Here is a 21,222-nt window from a genome sequence, read left to right as displayed (position 1 = left end):
CCGAAGTCCGGCCACGGATGGCCGGACCTCTGCGCCGCTTCACGGCAGCTTCGCGCGGGCGGCCCTGGCTTTGTTTCCTCGGGGCTCCGTCCCGCTCCGCACCCCGGCGCACGCTTCGAGGCCGCCCTGATTCCGCGCGTCAGCAATCCTGGCGGGACTCTTCCGCGGCGCCGAACCGTCGCGATCCGTCGCATCGCCAGGGAACTTGGGAGGGCGTGACGACGGATCGCACCCCCTCAGGAGACGTGGACCCAGCACCGGCCCAACCGCCGAGCCCTGGACCCGGAGAGCTCGCGACGGTCGATCCATCGCCTCGAGCCGCCGTGGTCGCCTCGCTCGCCGGCACCCTGAGCCGCGCCGTCGCCCTCGGGGACGCGGAGGCAGCCTGGGTCGTGCACGAGGCGATCGGTCAGCTGCTCGGGCTGCCGGTGGCACCGGAGCGGTGAGCAAGCTTGGGCCGAGCGTCGAGCCCGCCGCTCGCGTCGACTCCCTGCCGGAGCCTTGCCGCTCGCCAGTGCCCGCAGGCTCTACGGGGATCGCCCGCGCGCGGCGGTTGCGTGCCGAAGCGCCCCGGAGGCATCCGGAAAGTGATGCCGGCAAGCAGCAGGCCTGTGCCGGGAGGCAAGCGCGAAGGAACATCGCCCGCTTCCTCTCCGCGCCGGCGGAGCAGCCGCCCACGGCCTCGAGCGGCGCCGCGACGGCGAGCTTCCTGTGAAATAGAGCCCAGGCGACGCCGCGCTCGCTCACACCGGCCACCTGAACCGCCCGTCGCGCCGGTAGTCGTCGCGGCGTCGCTCCAGCGCCATGCGAACATGCTCGGGCGCGTCGTCGCCGATCAGCAGGCGCAGCGGCCCGTCGCCGCGGCGCACGTGCGCGACGAGGGCGCTCGCGGCGTCGGCCGGGTCGGCGCTCGTGTCGCTCGCCTGGTGGCTCATGTCCCAGGGGACACGCGCGCTCCCGAAGAGCGACTCGCGCAGACCGTCGTACGCCGGCAGCGGCGTGGCGAACCGCATGCTGCGCCACGCCCAGTCGGTCGCGAACCCGCCGAGCTCCGCGATCGTCACGCGGACGCCGAACGGCGCGACCTCCGCCGCGAGCGCCTCGCTGAAGCCCTCGAGCGCCCACTTGCTCGCGTTGTAGATGCCGAAGGTCGGCATGCTGCCCACCCCGCCGACGCTCGATACCTGCACGATGTGGCCGGAGCGCCGCGCTCGCATGTGCGGCAGCACGGCCTGCGTGACCCAGAGCGCGCCGAAGACGTTGGTCTCGAGCTGCGCGCGCGCCTCGGCCTCCGTCAGCTCCTCGATCGCCCCGAGCAGCCCGTACCCGGCGTTGTTCACCACGACGTCGAGCCGCCCGAACGCGGCGTTCGCCCGCTCGATCGTGCTGAACACCGCGCTCCGATCGGTGACGTCGAGCGGCAGAACCACGGCCCGCTCCGGATGGGCCGCGGCCAGCTCCCCGAGCGCGTCCGGCCGGCGCGCTGTCGCGACGACCCGGTCGCCCGCCTCGAGCGCCGCGCGAGCAAAGGCATGGCCGAGCCCGCGACCCGCCCCTGTGATCATCCAAACACGCTCTGCGTAAGTCATGGAATCTCCTAGGTCATACCGTCCCCTCGCTGGCGAGACGGCGCGTCTCGCGTACTGTGGCCGCTCCGCTATCCTCTGTCAAGACGGTGCGTCTCGTCTCGCCATCGATTACGATCGGCGCGCGCATGCCCGCCCGCTCCCCGGACTCGTCCCGCCGCAACGAACGGTCTCACCGCGCGATCCTCGCCGCCGCTGGGGAGCTGCTGATGGATGTCGGCTACGCGAAGCTGACCATCGAGGCGATCGCCGCGCGCGCCGGTGTGGGCAAGCAGACGATCTATCGCTGGTGGCCCTCCAAGGGCGCGGTGGTGTTCGACGCCCTCCTCGCCAAGAACGAGGGGCCGAGCGGCGTCGTCCTGCCCGACACCGGTGACATCGGGAGAGATCTCCAGACCGTGCTGCGCGCCACGGTGGAGGAGCTCCTCGATCCGCGCATCGACGCCACGCTCCGGGCGCTCACGATCGAGACCCAGCACGACCGTGATCTCGCGACGCGCCTCGTGGAGCGCCTGCTAGGACCGCAGATGGATGCCACGGTCGACCGCCTCCGCGTCGCGCAGCGCGCAGGGCAGATTCGGGCCGACGTGGACCTCCGCGTGGCCGTCGAGCTCCTCTACGGGCCCATCTTCCATCGCTGGCTGCTGCGCACCGCTCCGCTCTGCGCCGCGTATGCCGATACCGTCACGGCCCTCGCGCTCGCGGCGCTGCGGCCGTAGTCCGCGCAGGGGGAGCCCCGCGGAGCCGGCGGCGCGGGCCGCCCGGCCGGCGCGCCGGGCGCCCGCGCCGCGGGGCCCGGCTCACGGGGTGAGCGACACGACGGCTGCAGGGGTCGCGAGATCGCTGATGTTGGCGACGCGGATCTCGTCCTCCGAGATCGAGTAGACGTAATCATCCATGAAGACGCTCCGCTTCACGAACGAGCTGGCCTGGCTCCACCAGTTCCCGCAGCTGGCGGCGCCGGAGCTCGCGTCGGGCAGCGGGTGGGGAACGCCGCCCACCGAGCTGAAGCCCTCGGCGGCATCGACCTTGTAATCGACCTTGTAGACGAGCAGCCCGCTGAACGTCATCTCGTCGCCGAACTGGCCGCCTGGTCGTCGGCGTCGTGGCCGATGCGCATGACCTGGCCCTCGTCGATCATGTGCATGTACGTCGAGAACCCGGGGATCTTGAGCTCGCCGCGGACCTTCGGGGACTCGGGGCTCGAGAAGTCGGGCGTGTAGAGCGGGTCGGTCTTCTTGAAGGTCACGACGAAGCCCACGTCGCCGTAGAAGCGCGCGGACCGGATGTCCTCGCCCGGGGCGAGGTGCTCTCTCTGCCCGTCGTGTCTGGGCCGACGCATGTGTGCCACGGCGGCGAACCTGATCGAGGACGTCCTGCCCGAGGTGGCGCACCGTCCGTGGGTGTTGACGTTTCCGTTTCCGTGGCGGCGCAGGCTCGCCCAGGACGGGGCGTTGTTCGGCGTGCTGACCCGCCTCTTCGTCGAGAGCGTGGAGCGGTTCTACGAAGAGCGCGCCGCGCGCCGAGATTTCGCCACCCGCACCCGGGGTGCCCCGGGTCGACGAGCTGTCCGACTGGATCCGCGAGCTGCACCCGAAGCTGGTGCCCAACACCCCGCTCTACGTCGCCACCCAGTACGCGCTCAACCAAGAAGAGGTCTCCCGCCGCTGCTTCACCGACGGTCAGTTCGAGATCGACAACGGTGTCATGAACCAGTCCATCGGGTTCAGCCCGGCCGCGGTGACCCGAACACGGACCTGTCCCGGTCCGGCCTGCGGAGCTGGAACCTCACGGATCTCCAGGACTTCGGGGCCGCCAAAGGAATCGAGCCGGACCGCCCGGCTCCTGCTCGTGACCAACTGCCGCCGGCCGTGGCGATGCGGCGCTGGATGGACCTGTTCGGCGACTGGATCGCGACCAAGAACGGCATGCTCAACACACTGCTGGCGATGATCGAGACAGGCGAGATCACCCACGACCAGACCCGAATCGAGCTGCTCGCGGCCATCACCACAATCCTCGACGCCGGCCGCGCGGCGGATGACCTCCGCCGAGACGTCACCGCCGAAGACATCGCCTCGAGTCTCATCGGCATCTTCACGGTGGCCCCCAAGCCCCAGCGAGAAGCTCTTGCCACTGCCTGTTGGAGCTCCTCATGGATGGACGCGGCCTCCAGTCCGCCGGTAACGGCAACACGGCTGCCTGCTGGGAGAACAAGAGGTCCAATAGGGCTCCGCGCGAACTCGCATCGATCGCAGCTGGGCGCACAAGACAGCCCTTGTTGCGATGCTCATGTCCTCCGCGGCGGAGCGGGCCCGTGGCGGCGGCCTGCCCGCGAGTGAGTACCACGCGCTGTACGCCCCTCGTGACGTTGGACCGCCGGCGCGGCCAGCAGCGCTGCGCCGGCGACGCGCCCAACATCAAATCCGGGCGCATGTCGATGGCCATCTCGGACGGGCGGCGCGGAACGGGTACTCGTGCACGGCGACGTATTCATCGTGCCCCACGACGTACTCGTCGTGCGCGACGACGAACCTGTCGTATGCTGCGACGATCTCATCGTGCGCTGCGATGGGGCCGGCCGGGCTCGGTCGAGCGGGCTGGCGCGTCCAGGACCCGGACGGGCAGGAAGTCGATCACTGCCGCCGAACCTGCCGGCGGTGTCGATCGTAGCTTCCAGCGCCACCAGACGAGCCGTTTCGCTTCGATGCGCTCGCGCGTCGCGAACGCTGCGGCGCTCAGGCCGCTCGCCTCCCACCGTCCCACACGCTGCCACGAGCCCTTCACCGCGGGCAATGCGGCGGCGCAGGGCGCCCCGCTGGGCCACACCGGAGCCCCCCTCTGCGGCGAAACAGGCGAAAGCTAGCAAAATTGCTGCTGTTTCCAGCGACCGCTCGCCATCGGCCGTTTTTTCTGGCGGGACTGTCCCGCGGGGGCGAACCGTCGCGATCCGTCGTTTCCCCGGGGATTGGGGGAGAGCATGACGACGGATCGCACCCCCTCGGACGGCATGGGCCCAACCCGGGCCCAGCGGTCAAGCCCCTGGCCTGGGGAGCTCGCCGTGACCGATCCGTCGCCTCGGGCTGCCGTGGTCGCCTCGCTCGCCAGCACCCTGAGCCGCGCCGTCCCCCTCGGGGATGAGGTGGCGGCCCGGGTCGTTCACGCGGCAATCGGTCGGCTGCTCGGGCTGTCCGTGGCACCGGAGGGGTGAGCAGGCCCGGGCCGAACGTCGAGCCCGCCGCTCGCGTAGACTCCGCTGCCGGAGCCTTGCCGCTCACCAGCGCCCGCGGGCTGTGCTGAGATCGCCCGCGCGTAGTGGCTGCATGCCGATAAGCAGTTACCCGTCGGACTGCTGATCAGAGGCGTACTGCGCAGGCTTGAGCGGCCCAGCCCCGCAGGGCCCCGACTTCATCGGTCGACCGCGCACGCGCCGGCCCCTCCGGCGCGTGCGTTGCCCATGCCCGCTCTCAGACGCGGGCTGTAGAGGCGGCGTCCTGCTGCAAGCGGGCGATCAGCGTCACCAGCACATCGAACGACATCACGGCATTCGAGTGCATGCTGTGGAACACCCCGCCATCCACATCCAGAATCTGCGACCGCTCTGCCCAGAAGTTGGATGCGACGTCAGCAATGCGTTCGATCGCGATGGTCTTCCCCTCGATCGTGAGGTGGCCGCGGGTGAGTTCGATCCTCTGCATCGGATGGTCCATGTTGCGGGAGGCGAACAGGGTTTTGGACAACGCCACGCTGTCGGGCAGAGCCCGGAAGCCGACCGAGCCACCGGCCTGAAGCTCGCGGTAGAGCCGCTCCCCGCGCTGCTCTACATGGCGCATCCGCAACGTCTGGCTCAGCTCGGCGTAGCGCGAGGTGCGTGCTCCAATGAAGACCCACGGCGCCTGTGGTGTCGCTCGGTAGCCGATACCGCCGAAGTAAAACGTGTAGAGATCCTCGATGTCGGCGTAGAAGTCGGTCCGGGTGCCATTGCGCTCCCGAGCCTGGATCGCGTTCTGGTGCAGCACGAACACGGGCTGCGAGCCCACGACCCACCACGTGCCCAGCGCGATCACGACGCCCAGCGCGATCGCCCCGTAGCCAACTCGATACAGCACCGACACATCCCCATCGAACCGCACCGTGCTGCCCGGCCCTGGTACCAGAGACAGCACCAGGGCGCCCGCACCGGCGAGCAGCGCTGCCAGAAACCATCCGGTAAAAAGAAGCGAACGGCTCTTGCCGTAGGTGCCGATCACATCGCCTGGATTGTGCATGCTTCCATCCCTAGGTGTCGACGGTATCACCGTTGCCCCAGTCGCTCCCGAACACGGCGCGCGTGCCACCAGGGCTGGGCACGGTGTGCGGCTCGGCCCCTTCGAGGTGCCCTCCGCAATATCCCATGTCACGAGGAGCCCGATGGCGGCATCGCCGGCGGGACCGGGATCGTAGACAGCCCCGCTCCAGGTGTCGTGACCGTTCACCATGCTCAGCGACGCGTGGCCGTACGGCTCCAGGCGCCGCCCGAGCAGAAGTCAAACGTCGTCACGACGTCCTTCGTCCCGGCGCCGACGTGGTAGCGGATGAGGTCCTTGCCGTCAACGTGGAACAGGACGTCGGGATCAGATGTGTGCGAGTACACCTGCTCGATGTCCGCCGGCGAGATGTCGAGCGCCTTGATGAGCCGGTACGTCTTGCCGTCGTAGAGCTGGTGCTCGCCGGCTGCGACCGAGAAGAGGATGCGCCTCGACTCGTCCGCGTTCCACGCCGAGATGGTCGAGTACATCGGCTTGATGACCGCAGCGTTCCCGCCGTCCGGCGCGACCGCCGTGATCCGGCGGATGGGGGTGCAGAGCTCGGCGTCGGTGACGGCCTCGCCGAGCGCCGGCTTGGCGAGCTCGGTCATCGGGGGCGCTTCCTTGTCCGGCACGAGACCCGCGCAAAGATGGATCGGCTCGCCCGGGCCCGCGCCCGCCGAGCCGCCCATCCCCGTCGTGCCGGCGGCGCCCGTCCCCGCGGCGCCGCCGGGTTCGGCTGTTCCGCCCGGTCCCGCCGTCTCCGGCCGAAGCGCCGCCGTCGGAGCAGGCAGCGAGGCGGACGGCGTTGCAGCCGCGCAGCTTGAGGATGCGGATGCGCCGGTCCTCTGCCGCGTCTGCCGCGTCGAGGGGGTGCGCGCCGATCACGGCGTTGTCGTGATCCCTTCTCACTGCCGGAGAAATCCTGGCGGGACTCTACCATGGTGACGAACCGTCGCGATCCGTCGCATCCCCGGGGGTTGGGGGAGGGCCTGACGACGGATCGCACCCCCTCAGGGGGCATGGGCCCAACCCGGGCCCAACGAATAGGCGTTTGCGGGACTGCGCCTGAGCAGCGGCGGCGGCGAGGTCCCGGCGCAGTCCCGCAAACGTCGGGTTGGACCGGGCCGGTTCGCGGCCGGGCGGAGCGGTCGCGAGGCCTATGGGGATCCTGCCCGAGAAGGCAGCAGAGGGCGGGCTCGGCGGGGCTCGCACGCGGGGGGCATCCCGCTGCCACGACGTCGGGCGCAGACGTGCCGAGGCAGAGCGCGGCGCCGACGGAGGCCCAGGAGCACGCACGCCGCCGCCATGGACGGCGCAGAAGGCGGATCGATGCCTGACCGCCGCGCAACGGAGGTGGTGTCGTTGCTCCTGCCCAGGCCATCGATGCTCATGACGTGTCCGGAGGAGCAGCGGAAGAGGCGACGACGCACGACGGCAGCGGACGGCGAGCCATCGCAGCCTGACCGCAGCGAGGACAGAGGGACAGGTCGATCCCCGTGAGCGCGGCGAGCAGCGTGCACCAGTCGACCTTGACGACGTGGCGCGGAGAGGGCTCGTGCTCGTGAGAGCTGCCTTCCCGGCGCTCCTCTCCCCCGACAGCGCGCTGCGCTGCGTCTCGCGCCGCCAGGATCGTCGTGCGTGCCACCTCGAGCGTGGTGGTGGCGTGACACGCTGCCATCAAGCCGAAGTGTCGGATCTTCACGAAGCGATGAGGCAGCACGTGCAGCAGGAAGCGACGCAGAAACTCCTCGGCGGAGAGCGTCACGGTCTTGTCTCCGCGGGTCCGGAAGCACACGCCGCGCTCATCCATCGACCGCAGTCGGTGATTGGACAGCCCGACACGGTGGGTATAGCGACCGAGGTAGGCAAAGACCTGCTCGGGCCCAGCAAAGGGCGGCTTGGCGTAGACCACCCAGGGCTTGCGGTAGAGCGCGTCGAGCAGCGCAGCGAAGGCCGCGGGGTTGGCCAGCGCGGCGGCCCCGCCGGTCAGGTCGAGCTCTCCTTGGTCATAGGCCTGCCGAAGCGCGGCGAGCAACTTGCCGCGGAAGAGCTTGCCGAGGACCTGCACAGGGAAGAGGTAGCCGCGCCGCCCCTCGATCCAGCGCGAGCCGTCGAGCGAAAGCCCGCCGCCGGTGACGATGCAGTGCAGGTGCGGATGGAAGCTGAGATCGCGGCTCCAGGTGTGCAGCACGGCGGTGACACCGAGGTCGGCGCCGAGCCGCTTGGGATCGCGGCCGAGCGCGAGCAGGGTCTGCGAGCCGCACTGGAAGAGCAGATCGAAGACCGTCTGCTGGTTGACGAGCGCCAGCGGGCGCAGCTCGGCCGGGAGCGTGAAGACGACGTGGAAGTAATGCGTCGGCAGGATGCGTTGCTGCCGCTCGGCGATCCACCGGGCCTGGCTGAGGCTCTGGCACTTGGGACAGTGGCGGTTGCGGCAGGAGTTGTACGAGGGCTGCTCGTGGCCGCAGCTCGTGCACACGTCGACATGGCCGCCGAGCACCGCGGTCCTGCACGCAGCGATGTCGCGCAGGACCTTGCGCTGGGCGGCGGAGACGGCGTGCGCGCGCAGGTAGGCCTCGCCGTGGGCGCGGACGATATCCGCGACCTCGAGCCGAGGCCTACCCGCGGCCGCGGGCCGCGGCGCCGGGCGATGCGGGTGCACGCGAGCTCAGCCGAGCTTCTTCTTGGCCTCCTGAGTGCCGAGCACTTCGGCCGGGCTGCGGGTGCGACCGATGTGAGCCTGGCTGACGCGGACGTAGCGGACGGTGGTGCGGATGGAGCGGTGGCCGAGCAGCGCCTGGATGACGCGGATATCGGTGCCGAGCTCGAGCAGGTGGGTAGCGAAGCTGTGCCGCAGCACGTGCGGGGTGACGCGCTTGTGCAGCTTGCAGCGCCTCGCCGCCTCGCGCAGCGCGCTGCGCACCGCCTCGTGCGAGATGACCGAGCCCTGCTGGCGACCCGGGAACAGCTCCGGTCCAGCGGGTCTTTCCGCCCGCCAGTAGATGCGCAGCGCGGTCAGCACGGGGGCGCTGAGCATCACGTACCGATCACGCCCGTGCTTGCCATTGCGGACGTGGATGAGGTGGCGCTTGCTGTCGATGTCCTCGACCCGCAGCGAGCAGACCTCATCGATGCGCAGACCGGCGCCGTACGCCGTCAGCACGATCGTGCGCTGCTTGACCGAGCCGATCGCGTTGAGCAGCGCCTCGACCTCGGTGCCGCTGAGGACCGGCGGCAGCTTCTGGGGTACCTTCGGCCACGGGATCGCGACAGCGACCTCCGGACGCCCGAGCGTGGTGGCGTAGAGAAACTTGATCGCCGCCACGTACTGGTGCTGCGTCGCCTCCGCGATCTTCCGCTGCTCGGCGAGGTAGAGCAAAAACGCGCGCACCTCGTCGAGACCCAGCTGCTGCGGCGGCTTGCGGTGGTAGGCTACGAAGGCCCGTGCGCAGCGGAGGTAATTGTCGCATGTCGACGGCTTGTATCGCCGCAGCTTCAGGTCTTCGGCCATTCGATCGCGGAGCTGTCCCATCGCTGCCCTCCTGGTGAACGCGGCGCCCGGGCAGGGGCGTCGCGACCGGCAGGGTGGGCAGGGAATGAGGCGGCAGGCGGGCAGTCCTGCGCTGCGCCGGGCGTTTATTTTCGCAGGGAATACCGGCAAAAGCCGCGCTGCGGCAGCAATCACTGCCGCGACAACTGCAACGACGACAAGGACCCGAGCCGCGGAAGGAAATCGCGGCTCGGTATCCGGAATGCTCAACGAAGCAGAGCCCGCAGCATCTTCTTGAGCCTCACGCCGAACTCCTGCACCTCGTCCGCATCGCGCTCGCTCGGGGGCCCGAGCGCCGCCGCCAGGTCCATGGCTCCCAAGGTCTCATGGTGGCTGGAGCTGCCGCGAAGCGGCTTGGTCCAACGGTCAAGCCCTGGGTCCGGGGAGATAGCGACGGTCGATCCGGCGCCTCGAGCCGCCGTGGTTGCGTCGCTCGCCGGCACTCTGAGCCGAGCCGTCGCCCTCGGGGACGCGGAGGCAGCGCGGGTCGTGCACGAGGCGATCGGTCAGCTGCTCGGGCTGCCGGCGGTACCGGAGGGGCGAGCAAGCTCGCGCCGACATTAGCCCGCCGCATCGGGACGGCCTGTCTCGCTCTCCCGGAAACTGGCCGCCTCGTTTCCGCTCACGAGCGACCGCGTCGCTTTCGCTCGACCTCGCGACGGGCCTCGGTGCTCACGCCTCCCCGATCTTACGACGGGGCGAATACATGATCAGGCTGTGTTGCCGCTGCTGATGCTTGTGTCAAGCGGCTGTAGATTGCGGTTCCGGTCGATGTTGATTCTATGGCTAAAATGCTTCAGTGCCAGTACAGGATCTATGCCGTCCATCGTCATTGGTGCGAGCGTCGGATAATCCACCGTCAGTTCGAGCACCATGCGCCGCGTCGATCTCCCGATCGACGAGTCTAGCGCAGTACGGAATGCACGAAGCTCTACGACCTGACACGTCGGCAGGTTCAGCAGCGCTTCAGAGGCGTGCCGGATCGCCAAGCTGGCGACCAGCTTCACGTATTGCTCCCGAAGCAGCTTCTCGCTCTTTTCCTTGTAAGAGACCTTGCCGCTGGCGAGCAGCTTGGCTTCGGTCGTCGGTATGACACTCGGCTCTGGAACATCGATTTCTAGAGAAACTTTGCTTGACGACTGTATATCAAATCGCAGATTGCACGGCACCGGTAGATCGAGCGGCAGCACGGCTTCGAGGGCCTCTCGCATACTGCCAGTGTCGCCATTCTGGAGTTCGTGCAATGAGCGCAGGCGTTCATCCTCCTCGCGGTCGAACTCTGCGCGTGCAGCTTCGGTCTCAGCCTCGTAGGTGGCTCGTGCCTTCTGGAGACCTGCCTGAGCTTGCGCCTCGTCTTCGCGCGCGAGCACCTCGAGAGCCTCCTGTAACCGGAGATGCACGTCCTGCTCCACACTCGCCTGAAACGTGTTGCGCTGGTGATTGGCTTGCCTCGTTGCTACAACCTGTGTCACGACAATACCGACAACCCCGATGAGGATGGCGGCCAGTGGAGCCGATGAGTTACTCATGGATTCCACGAAAAATAGCACCAGTCCGGTGGCCAGAACTGTCCACGCAACAGCCTGCGCTCGTCGCACGCTAGCAACGTTCGGCCGGAAGGAGGCTATCTGCGATTCGATCTCCTGATCAGCCTGCTCGTTCAGCTTTTTCGCTTTGGCCTTGCTGTTTGGCGGAGTCGGGGCGACGAAGAGGGCCGGTTCGAATGCTCGACGCTCCAAGAGTTCGGCATAGAGCCGGTCGCGATCTTCTACCTCTGGTGACTCGTTGGCGATGCGCTCGATCTCCTGCTCGCGCTCTTTATGATCCTCATACTCCAAACGCCAGGCCCTAATCTGCGCATCCTTCGCTTCCTGTTTTTGTAGCAGAGCATGTTCCCTCTCCTCGGAGATACGGCGGCGTTCGGCATCGCGCTCAGCTCGTATCCGGGCTCTCTCCTGTTCACGCTCGTGGCGGATCATTTCTCGCTCAATCGCGCGGCTCTGGACCGCTTCGAGACGCCGCTCTCGTCGGCGGCGATCGGCGGCGGCTCGATTGGCCGACTTCTCCATTTCGCGCACGAACGTTCCGATAATGCTCTTTCGGCGTCCCATCGGGCGTTATCTCCTCATTAGATAAGTTCAACGATGCCGTGGCGCCGACGACAGGCTAGTTGAATTTGCCTCTTCCAGTTCACAATTCTAGGCTGACTGGAAGATGTCGGCCGATGCTGTATGCTCACGCCGTGCCGCGTGGTACTCGGAGGTATCCTCATGGCTCTCACCGCTGCTCCTGCTACCCCGTTGGCCGTGCCCCTCTGCGAGGCCAGCGGAGATGCCGTCCCTTGTCAAGAGGAGGCTGCCGGCAGGCCGGGCAGTGTCCCCCATGGAGCAGGTGGTTCCCTGCTACCGCCACCGATGCTGCCGCGTGCGGTTGCTTGGGTCTCCTCGCCACTGTCAGGCGACCGCGACCGCCCTACAGTGCGTGCGGCTGCGGATGAGCCGCGCCGGCGCCGACCGTGAGGTCTTCACCGCCGACGCGCTCATCTTGCTGCACGAGACGGCCAGCTCGAGCCTGCGCGAGATCGACCGCCTGGCCACCGCCGGGCTGCGCGAGGCAGCGTGGCGCAAGAAGAAGCTCGTCGAGCGCAAGGTGATGGCCCACGTCGTCGGAGACCTGGGGACGGACGGCAGCTGACACTGACCGCGATGACGGGTGCGTCCTCGGCGCCGGCACAGGAACTCCTCGCCGGCGCCGACGATCGAGCGATGATGGCCGTCACGAGGCCCCCAGTGACGCGCGCCTCGGGGATGGCCATCGGCCTCCTTGACCCCAACCGAGCACGCCCGCGATGCCCATCAAGGGGTCTGCTCGGCGAGCCATCAGCGAGCCTGAGCGTCAACAGCAGGGGCGGCCAGGGAGGACCGGGCGGCTACGGCGGCCCGGGGCGCGGCGGCGACTCGATCGGCATCGCCTACCTCGACGAGGACCAGCTCAGGCTCGAGCGCGTCAGCTTCGAGATCGGACCGCCGGGCAGTGGCGGCATGAGCTGGGATCACGATGGCTCGACGACGATGGGGCCGAGCGGGGAGAGCCACGAGACGCTTCGTTTCCCCGAATAGTCCGCGGCACGTCACAGGCGGACGGCGCGGAGCTCCACGAAGGCTACGAGGAAGCTTCGAGAACCGAGTCCAGGGGCCAACTCGCCAGGAACCTGGAGGCCCAGGCGACCATGGCGGCCGGCGGCTCGCCGTGACCGTCCCATGAAGCGACCAGTGCTTCGAGCTCGCGCTTGGCAGCCATCGCGCGGAGGGTCTCCGGCGACTCGTCGTGCGCACGCATGTTCGCAAGTTCCGCCAGCATCTTATCCCTGTGCAGGAAGCCGTCTGTAGATGCTGACCAATAAACCGCTGGCGACTTTCGGTATGGCTCTGGCATCTTCTGAAGCAAATTGGGCAACGTGAGAGTCAATCTAATCTGGTGGTGCGCGCGGAGCACGGTAAGCACCGTAATGAACCGTTCTGTCAAGCTACTCGGGTCGAGCGTCACGACCGCCCCTCTCTCGGGCGGCGATGGCTCCACCCACCGACGATCTATGGTAAAAAGGCAATCGTAAAGCGTCGCACCGCGCATGCCTACCACCACGTCCGGCACGAGAGTGGTACCGACCTCCGGCGGCATGGGCTCACTTCCGAAGGTTGACTCGATCTCATGGGCAATCCACGTCGCGCAAGGCCGTTCGTCGGGCGCCAGATCGAAGGTGAGCTCATGTCGTGTGACGTTCGCGCTATGTAGCCTCTCATCATCCGGGTTCAGTACGAGATCGGGCCCCAAAGCACTTCGTGGAATGGAGAAGTTGATGCCATACGGAACCACGAAGCCGACAGGTGGCCTGACAAGATCGATCATGCGATAGCTGTAAACGACGTAGTACGGCGCCAGAAAGCTCACGTGAAACCAGAGCGTTCGACGGTCGGGCGCGTTCGGTAGATCGACTGTGAACGAATAGCACGCATCGTAGATTCCGGCAGGTAGGTGGAGTGATCGGTTCATGAGTGGCAGGTCAGGGAATCGCTCTGAAATGCGACGCCGCATGGCATGCCAGCGTTCGTCCTTGGATGCTTGGATCCGCGCGGCGACGAGCCGGGCGTGTTCTTCAGTCTGTTCTCCGTGTGAATCGTCCTGCCAGAATTGGTGGGGGTCAGGGCCCCCGATCCCACGGGGGTGATATCGGTAGACGATCTCCAGCAGCTGGCCGATGGTGTGCTTCATGACTTGTTGACCACCGCGCCAAGGTTCTTGTACTGTTTTCCGAATACCTCTTTTGCGTTTGTAAAGAACTCTAAGCAGAATATTCCAGGCGGCAGCTCGAAACGACCCGTTCTCTCCATCTCGCTTGCTACCGCGTTCGTTACTTCAGCGCTGTACATCGCTGCATTGTCGGCCGATATGAACCCCCAAAGGCTATTTCGTATAGGCATCCCGATGCGAAGAAAGCATGTTGCTACGCCAGACTCCAGGTAGATGGCTAGCCCTGTCTTTGCCTCTTGCCAACCACCTCCCTTATCAGTTCCATCGTCAGGGACAATCGTGGCAAACTTGAAATCCGACGGCTTGAACCTTATAGACACGCACCCCATGCTCGGAGCGCCGCCCTGCTGGCAGGGGTCTGCCGGCTTCTCTGGGCTGGGCGTAGGGCGCGCTTCTTCTTCCTCCTTCTCCTCCTCTTCGTCTTCGTCCTCCGTCTTGTTGCACTGGATCTTGCGCTCGCCGCCTTCCGGCGGCTCCGCCCCGAAGTCCCCCGACGCGCTGGAGCTGAAGACGGGGACTGGCCCATGGACCGGCGCACTTGCCCCTCCACCCTTCTCCCACTCCTCGCGGGGATAGCAGTCTCCCACGGTCCAGTTGCATGCCGCCAGCGACCAGATGGCGATGGCCACGATCAGCAGCAGATGTCTCTTCACGTTCATTTGACACTCCATCGAAGCACGGGACCAGCGACAGCAATCACCGACGCGTGACCAGGAAGCACAAGACTGCTCCCGCCGATCCAGTCCACGTTAGCGCTCACCGACACGCCGAGCGGTCCGGCAAGGTACGCGTTGATTCGCGCGTGTCCGCCCACCGCCATCCCGGCGATGCGCCCACACAAGGTGCTGCCGCACGCCGGCATGAGGTAGACCGCAGCCGATGGCCCCGCGCTGACATCGCCGCTTTCCCAGGCATATCCAACGGCGACGGAGATGTGATTGTAGACGCCGGCCCCACCTGCCTGAATCGGAGGCACGATGCTGCACTGGTCGTGAACCTTGAACAAGAGGTCTCTCTCGATGCGCCATGACATCCCTGCATGCGGCCCCACTGCGAAGCGTTCAGCTGTGCCGGCCTGGACCCACCCGAAGCTCACACCGGTGCTCAGCTCGGATGCTGCTCCGTGCGCTGGAACGGCAACGAGCGGGAAGACGACCATTGCCCCGCATGGTATCCGGCCGCCTCTCGTGCCCATCGATCCCTCCCCCATCTCGGCGACGAACGAGCAACGTGACCACGAGCCATCCTTCTGATCGTAGAAATGGACGTCAATCGGAATTTGGCGAGAACACCACCATCGACGTGAGTCGCACCCGTCCGGGGCGTTCATCATTGCGCACCTGGCTGCGAGGCGCGAGTGCTCGCCAACCTCCTGGCGTCTGGCTGTCCGTCCATGTCGCTGTGAGGGCGCACTGGCCGACGCGCAGCTTGGGGCTGCACGACGGCACCGGCGAGCAGTCACGATGCGCTGGCGGGCGCGCACGCAGAGCTGGACGACGGCGCCCATGCGCCAGCGACGCCCGCGATCTCGGCCGGTCGCGGCGCCGTGGTCCGGTTGCCGCTGGCGGCGCGCTGAGGGGGACCGGAGCACCTGCATGCCGTCGCCGGAGCAGCCCGGCGTTCCGCCGCCTGGCGGCTTCCTGACGTGCGTCGTTCACGAGGGCGACGTCACGTGCGCGGAGCCGTACCTGGATCGGCACGTCTTCTACGGCGGTACCGACGACACCCGCGGCTGCTCGGAGCGGCTGCGGCGAGCTCGAGGGCGCGTCGTGTACGATCATGGCCTCGGTCTACAGCGATGGGGCGTGCGCGGACCTGCTCGCGTCGAGCGTCGTGAGTTCGACGACGCCGTTCTGCGGGGTCACGCCGCCTGGCGTCGCCCTCGGCAGCAAGTCGACCGAGGTCGTCGCCGTCGACCCCGGCGGCTGCGCCCCGAGCGGCGGCGATCCGGTCGGCGAGCTGCTGCCGGCCGAGCCGTCGACCTTCTGCTGCCTGGCATAGGCCTGCACGGCCACCGACACGCGACCCGTTGATGTGCGGCCGCGTGGCGTCGCGCCGGTGCCGATCAGGAATCCTTCACGACGACGCGGTTTCTGCGGATCGGGGTCACCGACCGATCGCGCCCGTCCGCTCATGACAGCAAGCACTCAGGGTCCGCTCCGCGTCGGCATCGGAGGGCCGGTCGGCTCCGGCAAGACGGCGCTCGTCGACCGCCTCCGCCAAGACGCCATAAGACCGTCGCACGCTACGGCTCGCGTCTGCTCGTCACCGAGCCCGCGGACGAGACGTCGGACCACCACGACGCGAAGGCCGGCCGGCTGCTCGTCGTGGCGCCGCGGTGACCCGGCGTGCCGGACGCCGCCCGCGAGCGCATCCTGGACGCGGGCGAGAAGGCGAACAGACGGGCGCGGGTCACTGGCAGCTGGACGCCGATCGGCCCCGTCACCCTCAACCCTCACACCCACGAGGCCAAAGCACTCATGACGATCTGACCGAGTTGCCGGACAACTATCTTTGCCTCCTCGCCGAAGCGTCGTCGTCGAAGCGTCGTCGTCATCGACACCCGAGCCGAGAAGGCCGTGCCAGCGTTCATCGCCCACGGCGGCGCCTCGTGGAGCCCCGTTCGATAGCCGCTCGCTCAGCAGGGCGTGTACATCTCGGCGCCGAGATAGGTGTTCGTGAACTGGATGTTGACCGGGTTGCCGAGGTAGTCATGGCACTGTACGTTGACCTGGGTCTCCGAACCGACGCCGTACCCGTGAGAGACCTTGTGCCGGCGCCGCCGCCGGCGAACGTGGCGGGAGGCGCCGGTCGGATCACAGCGGCATCGGCAGCGCCTCGTCCTCGCGCGCGAGGTAGGACACGACCACCACCTTGCCGGTGTCCGGATCGCTCACGGGCATCGCGAAGAACCCGCCGTTCCAGGGCCTCTTCTGCGGATCCATGAACGCCTCCTGCATGAACCGCTGCATCTGCGCCATGTCGTCGTGCTCCGTCTCGATGCGGCACATCGAGCTGCGGCACTCCACCGTGCGCAGCGACGATCTCTCGGGGAGGGCCGAGCTCAGCTTCTCGCGCGCCGTCTGGCTCGCGCGCGCGGTCCACTGCGCGTCGGTCCCCTGCTGCGCGAATACGTCCTGGATCCGCTCGCTCACCTCGGCCATATCGACCGGGCGCGGCTCGGCCGGCGCGGGGCTCTCGCGCTCCTCGTCGTCGGGCTGCCCCGACGCTTCGGCCTCCTCCCCGGACGCAGGCCGCGGCGCGGCGTTCGGCCGGGCGGCGGCCTCCAGACGGCGCTCCAGCCGCTGCACCGACTCGGCGCTCGCGGTGCCGCCGCGCGCCTCCTCCAGGTCGCGCGAGAGCTCGCCCATCTCGGCGCGCATGCGCGCGAGCTCGGCCTCCTGGGCCTTCTGGCGCCGCCACTCGAGGACGAACATCGTCACGGCGCCGATCACCGCGAGCGCGGTGAGAACCTGCCCTATCCGCTTCATGCCCATGACTCCCTCCATTGCGCGGCCAGCCGGCCCGAGCAAAGCCGCGGGACCCCCCGCTCCCGCGGCGCACGCCGTCGATCTCAGTAGCGGACCTGGTTCACCTGCCCGCCGGGGCCGACCCAGCAGGCGACGTAGGCCGTGCCATCGGGCGGGAAGAACGCGCCGGGCAGCACGATGTCCTGCCTCGAGCCGAACGCGGGCAGGTTCTGGTATGCGTCTCCCCAGTAGGCCCCCGACGCCCTGTCGATCCCGAGCGACGCGCACCGCACCAGTCCGGTCGCGTTGGCTGCATACGCGGTGACGGTCGCGTTCAAGTGGTTGTTGAAGGGCCCCGGATCCATGGTCAGCGGGAGGATCAGGAGCTTCTGTGTGCTGCAGTTGTTGACCACGCTGCCGTAGCTCTCGCCGAAGCACCCGGTGTCGGCGGGGTTCTGGGCGCGCCCGAGGAAACCGATGGAGCTGCGGGCCGCGGCGGGCAGCGTGACGGCGCCGAGGGCGAGGGCGGAGGCGACGACGAGGGTGCTTTTCACGAGACGGTTCATGGCAAATCTCCTTTGATGGTCATCGAGTCCGTCGCAGTGTCGCGACGCGGGACTCACCAGACTCTGCAGACTCTGCGGACTCTGCGGACTCTGCGGACTCTTCAGCACGCGCCGCGCCAAGGGCGCAGTCCGCCGATCTCCGCGGTATTCGCAGGGCGGTGCGACAGCGCGGGGGCACCCCGCGCCCCGCCGTCCCCGGTCGGCGCGACAGCGCGGGGGCACCAGGGCTGGCCGCGGGCTCGTCGAGATCCCCGGACGCGCGGCGGCTGCGCACAGCCGGGAGGCCCGAGCCTCACCGTGACCAGCTTCGCCGCGCAGGGGACCACGGCCGACATCACGGTCCAGTACGGACCGTTCTGCCCCCGGCTCACCCGGCTTTCGCTGAGCGCCTCGCCGCCCTCGATCCGGCGCGTCGCCGACGGGCGGCCGCGGCGAGGCCGGCGGCGAGGCCAGCGGCGAGGTCGAGCCGCGGCGCGCCGCCGGCCGCTCCGCCCTGGACCTCGCAGGCGCACCCCCTTGGTCCTGGCTGCACCGGCGCCACCGGGGCGGTTTGCGGCGTCGGGGCCGCGCTCAGGAGCGGACCTCCGCGGAGTGGGCCACCGTCCCCGGACACGATGAACGCCGCCCAGTAGAACGGGTGCGCGGTGTCCGGTTGTCCCTTCAGCGAGAGCTGGGCCTCCCGCAGGGCGTCGCCGCGCTCTCGCCCGGAAGCCAGCCGGTCGTAATAGGCCGTCATCAGGTGGCGCGTGGCCTGGTCGCCTATACGCCAGAGGCTCATCACCTGGGTCTCCGCCCCCGCGATGACCAGCGCGCGGCGTAGCCCTTGCACCCCTTCGCCATGGCTCGGCTCACCGACGCCCGTGTCGCACGCGGAGAGCACGACGAGCTGCGTACCGGAGAGGTCGAGCCCGGAGACCTCGGCCGCCGTCAGCACGCCGTCGTCGCCGCCGCTCTCGCGGAGGTTCGCGCCCGCGAACGCCAGCCCCGAGCGCAGGAGGGCGCTGCCCACCTCGGACACCGGCGCGGCCACGGCCGCGCGAGCGACCGCATCGAGCCCATCGCGGGCCGGCGCCTGCCCCGGGGCAGAGGCCGCGGGCAGGAAGAAGCCGTGGGTCGCGATGTGGAGGATGCGCGGCCTGGCGAGGCCCTTCACGGCGCCCTCGGTCGCGCTCGCGCCCGTGAGCACCCGCGCGCCCGTGAGCTTCGCGCCGACCGCGGCCGCCTCCTTCGCGGTACCCGGGAGCGGCAGGAACCTGAGCCTCGACAGATCGACGCCGCGCGACGCCTGGCAATCCCAGCCGCAAGGCTCCTTGCCGGAAGGCGGCGCCGACGCGCCGCCGTCGAAGGCCGGATCGGCGATCACGACGAGCTCCTGCCCCGGCTCGGCAGGCGCCGTGAGCCGGAGGAGATCGCGTCCGGTGGTGATGTACGTGATCTCGTAGCGCTCCAGCAGCGCTCTCTGATCCTCGTCGACGAGCGCGCCGAAGGGCAGCAGGCTGAGCGCGCCGTCGGGGCTGATCACGAGCTTCCGGGCTGGGCCAAGGAGCGGGCGCACCCTGGCCATGAGCTGGGCGTCCATGCCGCGCGCGAGGCGCGTCGGGTCGCGCGACGGGTCGGACAGGGCGCGGCGCAGCTCCTCCACGGCCGCGTCGATCGCCTTCACCTCGCCGAGATCGGCGAAGGCGGGCGCTCCCTTCCGTCGAAGGACGTAGGCCACGTAGCGGGGCTCGCCCAGCCGGTCGCGTCGCCTGGCCCGGGGCTGGTAGGGCCGGTAGGCGAAGAGCTCGATCAACGCCGTGTCCTCCGGGATCGCCGCCTGCACCTCCGCGAGGAGCACGGGGCGCTGCTCCGCCCGGAAGGCGGCGCTCCTCCGGCTCACCTCGGCCTCGACGCCCTCCCGCTCCTCCTCGAGCGCCTGCACACGCGCGCGCTGCCCGGGGGGATCGCGGTACGCGCGGGCGCTCAGCTCCGCGTCGATCGCGCCGAGCCGGTCGAGCAGGGCCTGATCCTGCCTGGTCATGCTCTTGCGCAGGCTGGCCAGGCTGCCCGCCATCGCGTCGAGCGCGCGCGCCTTGCGGCGGAGGATGGTCGTGAGCGCGAGCGCCGCCGCTTCGCCGTTCTTCGGGGCGGAGATCGCGTGGAGCGAGATCGTCTCGCTCGTCGAGCGCTCGAGCCTGCCGAGAAAGGCGAGCTTCTCTCGCTCGGCGCCGCTGGTGAGCAGGCGCGTGAGGTGCCGATCCTCGGCGGAGACGGCGGCGAGCCGCATGGGCAAGGCCTCCCGCAGCTTGCCCTGGGCGATGGCGAGCCCCTCGAGGGAGCTCGCGCACTCGGCGACGCGCGGGTGCTCGGGGCCCAGCGCCTGCTGCAGGAGAGAGAGCGCGCGCCGGAACAGCGGCTCGGCGCGGCCGTACTGCCTCCTGTCCCGGTACAGCGAGGCGAGGTGAACCAGGGGCTCGGCGACGTCGGGGTGCGTCGGCCCGAGCTCCTTCTCACGGATCGCGAGCGCCCGCAGGAAGAGCCGCTCGGCGCGCGCCTCGTCCCCCATGTCCTGGTAGAGGAGCGCCTGGTGGTCGAGGCACGTGGCCAGGGAGCGCTCCGGCCCGCCGCTCCATGTCTCCAGGATGCTCACGGCGCGCCGAAAGAGCGCCTCGGCTCTGGGATGGTATCCCTGGAGCCGGTAGACCTCCGCGAGGTCGTCCAGCGCTGCGCCGAGCTCGTGGTTGTCGAGCTTCGCCCCTTCGCTCCTGTTCCTGGCGTTCTCCTTCTCTCGCGCCGCGAGGAGGCGCTCGTAGAGCAACGCGGCCCTGCCAAGATCTCCCTGGGCCATGGCCAGGGCTGCCAGCCCGCGGAGCGCGTCGTCGCCGCTGTGCCCGACCAGCACGTGCTCGGCCAGGAGGCGCCGGTAGAGCGCTTCCGCGCGCCGGAAGTCGCCCATCTCGCGGTACACGAGCGCGAGGGTCTCCTGCTCGGGGATCAGCAAATCGCCCGGGACGCCCTCCCGCTCCAGGACGGCGAGGGCGCGCTCCAGCAGGGACGCTGCCTTGTGGTACTCCGCGACCCTGCGGTAATGGTTCGCCGCCCAGATCGCGGCGAGCGAGGTCTGCGGGTGCTCCGGCCCGAGCACCCGCTGGCGCAGCTCGAGGAGCCGCTCGGCGGCCGAGAGCGCCTCGAAGTACCTCCCCTGAGCCGTCTTTTCCCAGAGCTCGTTGTCCAGGGCGCCGTCCAGCCGCTCGTCCTCGGGCGCCGGCAGCGCCGTCCTCGGCGGAACCCACAGGGGCTGGGACTGCGCCTCGACCGGGACCGGGGCCGTCACCGCCGTGCAGAGCGCGGCGAGCGCGCCGTAGAGCCACGGTGTCCATCGCGTCCTGGCCATGAGGCCGCGGAGGATAACCCGGTGCCTGTGATGGCGTCGCGGCCGCGGGGGCCGCGGGCGATCCCCGGACTGGGGGTGCG

At 68.9% G+C, this 21,222-nt stretch carries 21 protein-coding genes and 3 pseudogenes; 8 read left to right on the top strand and 16 right to left on the bottom strand.

Translation table 11 applies throughout. The annotated features are described in order from the left end of the window. The first annotated feature begins 323 nt into the window (after nucleotides 1–323). Nucleotides 324–446 carry a hypothetical protein gene (locus tag WMF24_RS34925; protein ID WP_272101989.1) on the top strand — a complete coding sequence of 41 codons (123 nt, stop codon included), beginning with the start codon at nucleotides 324–326 and terminating at the stop codon, nucleotides 444–446. A 297-nt stretch (nucleotides 447–743) separates the two neighbouring features. Here WMF24_RS34925 and WMF24_RS34920 read toward each other — a convergent pair whose 3' ends face one another. After that, nucleotides 744–1,589 carry an SDR family NAD(P)-dependent oxidoreductase gene (locus tag WMF24_RS34920; RefSeq protein WP_437731771.1) on the bottom strand — a complete coding sequence of 282 codons (846 nt, stop codon included), beginning with the start codon at nucleotides 1,587–1,589 and terminating at the stop codon, nucleotides 744–746. Nucleotides 1,590–1,714: 125 nt separating this feature from the next. Between WMF24_RS34920 and WMF24_RS34915 the strand changes: the two genes are divergently transcribed. Then, complete coding sequence (locus WMF24_RS34915) at nucleotides 1,715–2,305, top strand: TetR/AcrR family transcriptional regulator (protein WP_437731770.1); 591 nt, start codon at nucleotides 1,715–1,717, stop codon at nucleotides 2,303–2,305. Between the two features lie 81 nt (nucleotides 2,306–2,386). On the opposite strand, the gene WMF24_RS34910 is transcribed toward WMF24_RS34915, so the two are convergent. From WMF24_RS34910 to WMF24_RS34900, 3 genes and pseudogenes are all read right to left on the bottom strand, one after another. Next, nucleotides 2,387–2,656 (bottom strand): beta-propeller domain-containing protein, encoded by a 270-nt coding sequence (locus WMF24_RS34910; RefSeq protein WP_437731769.1) that lies wholly within the window; start codon nucleotides 2,654–2,656, stop codon nucleotides 2,387–2,389. After that, on the bottom strand, nucleotides 2,653–2,928 hold the full coding sequence (locus WMF24_RS34905) for a beta-propeller domain-containing protein (protein ID WP_437738888.1): 276 nt from the start codon (nucleotides 2,926–2,928) through the stop codon (nucleotides 2,653–2,655). The genes WMF24_RS34910 and WMF24_RS34905 overlap by 4 nt, the downstream gene beginning before the upstream one ends. 361 nt (nucleotides 2,929–3,289) lie before the next feature. Further along, nucleotides 3,290–3,445, bottom strand: a pseudogene (locus WMF24_RS34900) (alcohol dehydrogenase catalytic domain-containing protein); the annotation flags it as partial. On the opposite strand from WMF24_RS34900, the pseudogene WMF24_RS34895 reads away from it, so the two are divergent. Then, nucleotides 3,443–3,750, top strand: a pseudogene (locus WMF24_RS34895) (TetR/AcrR family transcriptional regulator); the annotation flags it as partial. The pseudogenes WMF24_RS34900 and WMF24_RS34895 sit on opposite strands and share 3 nt — an antisense overlap. 392 nt (nucleotides 3,751–4,142) lie before the next feature. Here the strand turns inward: WMF24_RS34895 and tnpA are convergent. From tnpA to WMF24_RS34865, 6 genes are all read right to left on the bottom strand, one after another. Next, nucleotides 4,143–4,352 carry an IS66 family insertion sequence element accessory protein TnpA gene (gene tnpA / locus WMF24_RS34890; protein ID WP_437738887.1) on the bottom strand — a complete coding sequence of 70 codons (210 nt, stop codon included), beginning with the start codon at nucleotides 4,350–4,352 and terminating at the stop codon, nucleotides 4,143–4,145. Between the two features lie 701 nt (nucleotides 4,353–5,053). After that, entirely contained in the window at nucleotides 5,054–5,854 is an 801-nt protein-coding gene (locus WMF24_RS34885; RefSeq protein WP_437731768.1) for a hypothetical protein, read from the bottom strand. Between the two features lie 212 nt (nucleotides 5,855–6,066). Beyond that, a complete protein-coding gene (locus WMF24_RS34880) occupies nucleotides 6,067–6,483 on the bottom strand; it encodes a hypothetical protein (RefSeq protein WP_437731767.1) in 417 nt (138 codons plus the stop codon). Nucleotides 6,484–7,262: 779 nt separating this feature from the next. Further along, a complete protein-coding gene (locus WMF24_RS34875) occupies nucleotides 7,263–8,537 on the bottom strand; it encodes an IS91 family transposase (protein WP_437729911.1) in 1,275 nt (424 codons plus the stop codon). A gap of 6 nt (nucleotides 8,538–8,543) precedes the next feature. Then, complete coding sequence (locus WMF24_RS34870; RefSeq protein WP_437730089.1) at nucleotides 8,544–9,407, bottom strand: tyrosine-type recombinase/integrase; 864 nt, start codon at nucleotides 9,405–9,407, stop codon at nucleotides 8,544–8,546. A 728-nt stretch (nucleotides 9,408–10,135) separates the two neighbouring features. After that, entirely contained in the window at nucleotides 10,136–11,536 is a 1,401-nt protein-coding gene (locus tag WMF24_RS34865; RefSeq protein WP_437731766.1) for a hypothetical protein, read from the bottom strand. 382 nt (nucleotides 11,537–11,918) lie between these two features. Here WMF24_RS34865 and WMF24_RS34860 point away from each other — a divergent pair, with 382 nt between their 5' ends. Further along, the gene (locus WMF24_RS34860) at nucleotides 11,919–12,119 is read left to right on the top strand and encodes a hypothetical protein (protein WP_437731765.1); all 201 of its coding nucleotides are present in this window, start codon (nucleotides 11,919–11,921) and stop codon (nucleotides 12,117–12,119) included. A 71-nt stretch (nucleotides 12,120–12,190) separates the two neighbouring features. After that, nucleotides 12,191–12,544, top strand: a complete 354-nt coding sequence (locus WMF24_RS34855; RefSeq protein ID WP_437731764.1) for a hypothetical protein — start codon at nucleotides 12,191–12,193, stop codon at nucleotides 12,542–12,544. Nucleotides 12,545–12,587: 43 nt separating this feature from the next. Here WMF24_RS34855 and WMF24_RS34850 read toward each other — a convergent pair whose 3' ends face one another. From WMF24_RS34850 to WMF24_RS34840, 3 genes are read right to left on the bottom strand one after another with little or no spacing between them, the layout of a single operon-like run. Beyond that, nucleotides 12,588–13,694, bottom strand: coding sequence for a hypothetical protein (locus WMF24_RS34850; RefSeq protein ID WP_437731763.1), 1,107 nt, complete (start codon nucleotides 13,692–13,694; stop codon nucleotides 12,588–12,590). Continuing rightward, nucleotides 13,691–14,392, bottom strand: coding sequence for a hypothetical protein (locus WMF24_RS34845; protein ID WP_437731762.1), 702 nt, complete (start codon nucleotides 14,390–14,392; stop codon nucleotides 13,691–13,693). Before WMF24_RS34845 ends, WMF24_RS34850 begins: the two co-directional genes overlap by 4 nt. After that, a complete protein-coding gene (locus tag WMF24_RS34840) occupies nucleotides 14,389–14,739 on the bottom strand; it encodes a hypothetical protein (RefSeq protein ID WP_437731761.1) in 351 nt (116 codons plus the stop codon). The genes WMF24_RS34845 and WMF24_RS34840 overlap by 4 nt, the downstream gene beginning before the upstream one ends. Nucleotides 14,740–15,512: 773 nt before the next feature. On the opposite strand from WMF24_RS34840, the gene WMF24_RS34835 reads away from it, so the two are divergent. From WMF24_RS34835 to WMF24_RS34825, 3 genes and pseudogenes are all read left to right on the top strand, one after another. Further along, on the top strand, nucleotides 15,513–15,734 hold the full coding sequence (locus WMF24_RS34835; protein WP_437731760.1) for a hypothetical protein: 222 nt from the start codon (nucleotides 15,513–15,515) through the stop codon (nucleotides 15,732–15,734). A 132-nt stretch (nucleotides 15,735–15,866) separates the two neighbouring features. After that, nucleotides 15,867–15,950: pseudogene (locus WMF24_RS34830) on the top strand (urease accessory protein UreG); the annotation flags it as partial. Between the two features lie 131 nt (nucleotides 15,951–16,081). Then, entirely contained in the window at nucleotides 16,082–16,225 is a 144-nt protein-coding gene (locus WMF24_RS34825) for a hypothetical protein (protein WP_437738957.1), read from the top strand. Nucleotides 16,226–16,549: 324 nt separating this feature from the next. Here WMF24_RS34825 and WMF24_RS34820 read toward each other — a convergent pair whose 3' ends face one another. The 3 genes from WMF24_RS34820 to WMF24_RS34810 form a co-directional block, all read right to left on the bottom strand. Next, a complete protein-coding gene (locus WMF24_RS34820) occupies nucleotides 16,550–17,230 on the bottom strand; it encodes a hypothetical protein (protein ID WP_437731759.1) in 681 nt (226 codons plus the stop codon). A 77-nt stretch (nucleotides 17,231–17,307) separates the two neighbouring features. After that, complete coding sequence (locus WMF24_RS34815) at nucleotides 17,308–17,769, bottom strand: hypothetical protein (RefSeq protein ID WP_437731758.1); 462 nt, start codon at nucleotides 17,767–17,769, stop codon at nucleotides 17,308–17,310. A gap of 367 nt (nucleotides 17,770–18,136) precedes the next feature. Next, on the bottom strand, nucleotides 18,137–21,142 hold the full coding sequence (locus WMF24_RS34810) for a CHAT domain-containing tetratricopeptide repeat protein (RefSeq protein ID WP_437731757.1): 3,006 nt from the start codon (nucleotides 21,140–21,142) through the stop codon (nucleotides 18,137–18,139). Nucleotides 21,143–21,222: the final 80 nt, after the last annotated feature.

Origin of the sequence: Sorangium sp. So ce1335, assembly GCF_051521615.1 — a bacterium.
GTDB lineage: Bacteria > Myxococcota_A > Polyangia > Polyangiales > Polyangiaceae > Sorangium.
Note: the sequence above shows the minus strand (reverse complement) of the source record. Positions and strands in the feature narration are given on the sequence as shown.

What these genes read in the sequence shown, in the direction of transcription:
- WMF24_RS34920 (WP_437731771.1), bottom strand. Translation starts at nt 1,589, where the DNA reads ATGACTTACGCAGAGCGTGTTTGGATGATCACAGGGGCGGGTCGCGGG.
- WMF24_RS34915 (WP_437731770.1), top strand. Translation starts at nt 1,715, where the DNA reads ATGCCCGCCCGCTCCCCGGACTCGTCCCGCCGCAACGAACGGTCTCAC.
- WMF24_RS34910 (WP_437731769.1), bottom strand. Translation starts at nt 2,656, where the DNA reads ATGACGTTCAGCGGGCTGCTCGTCTACAAGGTCGATTACAAGGTCGAT.
- WMF24_RS34905 (WP_437738888.1), bottom strand. Translation starts at nt 2,928, where the DNA reads ATGCGTCGGCCCAGACACGACGGGCAGAGAGAGCACCTCGCCCCGGGC.
- WMF24_RS34885 (WP_437731768.1), bottom strand. Translation starts at nt 5,854, where the DNA reads ATGCACAATCCAGGCGATGTGATCGGCACCTACGGCAAGAGCCGTTCG.
- WMF24_RS34880 (WP_437731767.1), bottom strand. Translation starts at nt 6,483, where the DNA reads ATGACCGAGCTCGCCAAGCCGGCGCTCGGCGAGGCCGTCACCGACGCC.
- WMF24_RS34870 (WP_437730089.1), bottom strand. Translation starts at nt 9,407, where the DNA reads ATGGGACAGCTCCGCGATCGAATGGCCGAAGACCTGAAGCTGCGGCGA.
- WMF24_RS34865 (WP_437731766.1), bottom strand. Translation starts at nt 11,536, where the DNA reads ATGGGACGCCGAAAGAGCATTATCGGAACGTTCGTGCGCGAAATGGAG.
- WMF24_RS34860 (WP_437731765.1), top strand. Translation starts at nt 11,919, where the DNA reads ATGAGCCGCGCCGGCGCCGACCGTGAGGTCTTCACCGCCGACGCGCTC.
- WMF24_RS34855 (WP_437731764.1), top strand. Translation starts at nt 12,191, where the DNA reads ATGATGGCCGTCACGAGGCCCCCAGTGACGCGCGCCTCGGGGATGGCC.
- WMF24_RS34850 (WP_437731763.1), bottom strand. Translation starts at nt 13,694, where the DNA reads ATGAAGCACACCATCGGCCAGCTGCTGGAGATCGTCTACCGATATCAC.
- WMF24_RS34845 (WP_437731762.1), bottom strand. Translation starts at nt 14,392, where the DNA reads ATGAACGTGAAGAGACATCTGCTGCTGATCGTGGCCATCGCCATCTGG.
- WMF24_RS34835 (WP_437731760.1), top strand. Translation starts at nt 15,513, where the DNA reads ATGGCCTCGGTCTACAGCGATGGGGCGTGCGCGGACCTGCTCGCGTCG.
- WMF24_RS34820 (WP_437731759.1), bottom strand. Translation starts at nt 17,230, where the DNA reads ATGGGCATGAAGCGGATAGGGCAGGTTCTCACCGCGCTCGCGGTGATC.
- WMF24_RS34815 (WP_437731758.1), bottom strand. Translation starts at nt 17,769, where the DNA reads ATGAACCGTCTCGTGAAAAGCACCCTCGTCGTCGCCTCCGCCCTCGCC.
- WMF24_RS34810 (WP_437731757.1), bottom strand. Translation starts at nt 21,142, where the DNA reads ATGGCCAGGACGCGATGGACACCGTGGCTCTACGGCGCGCTCGCCGCG.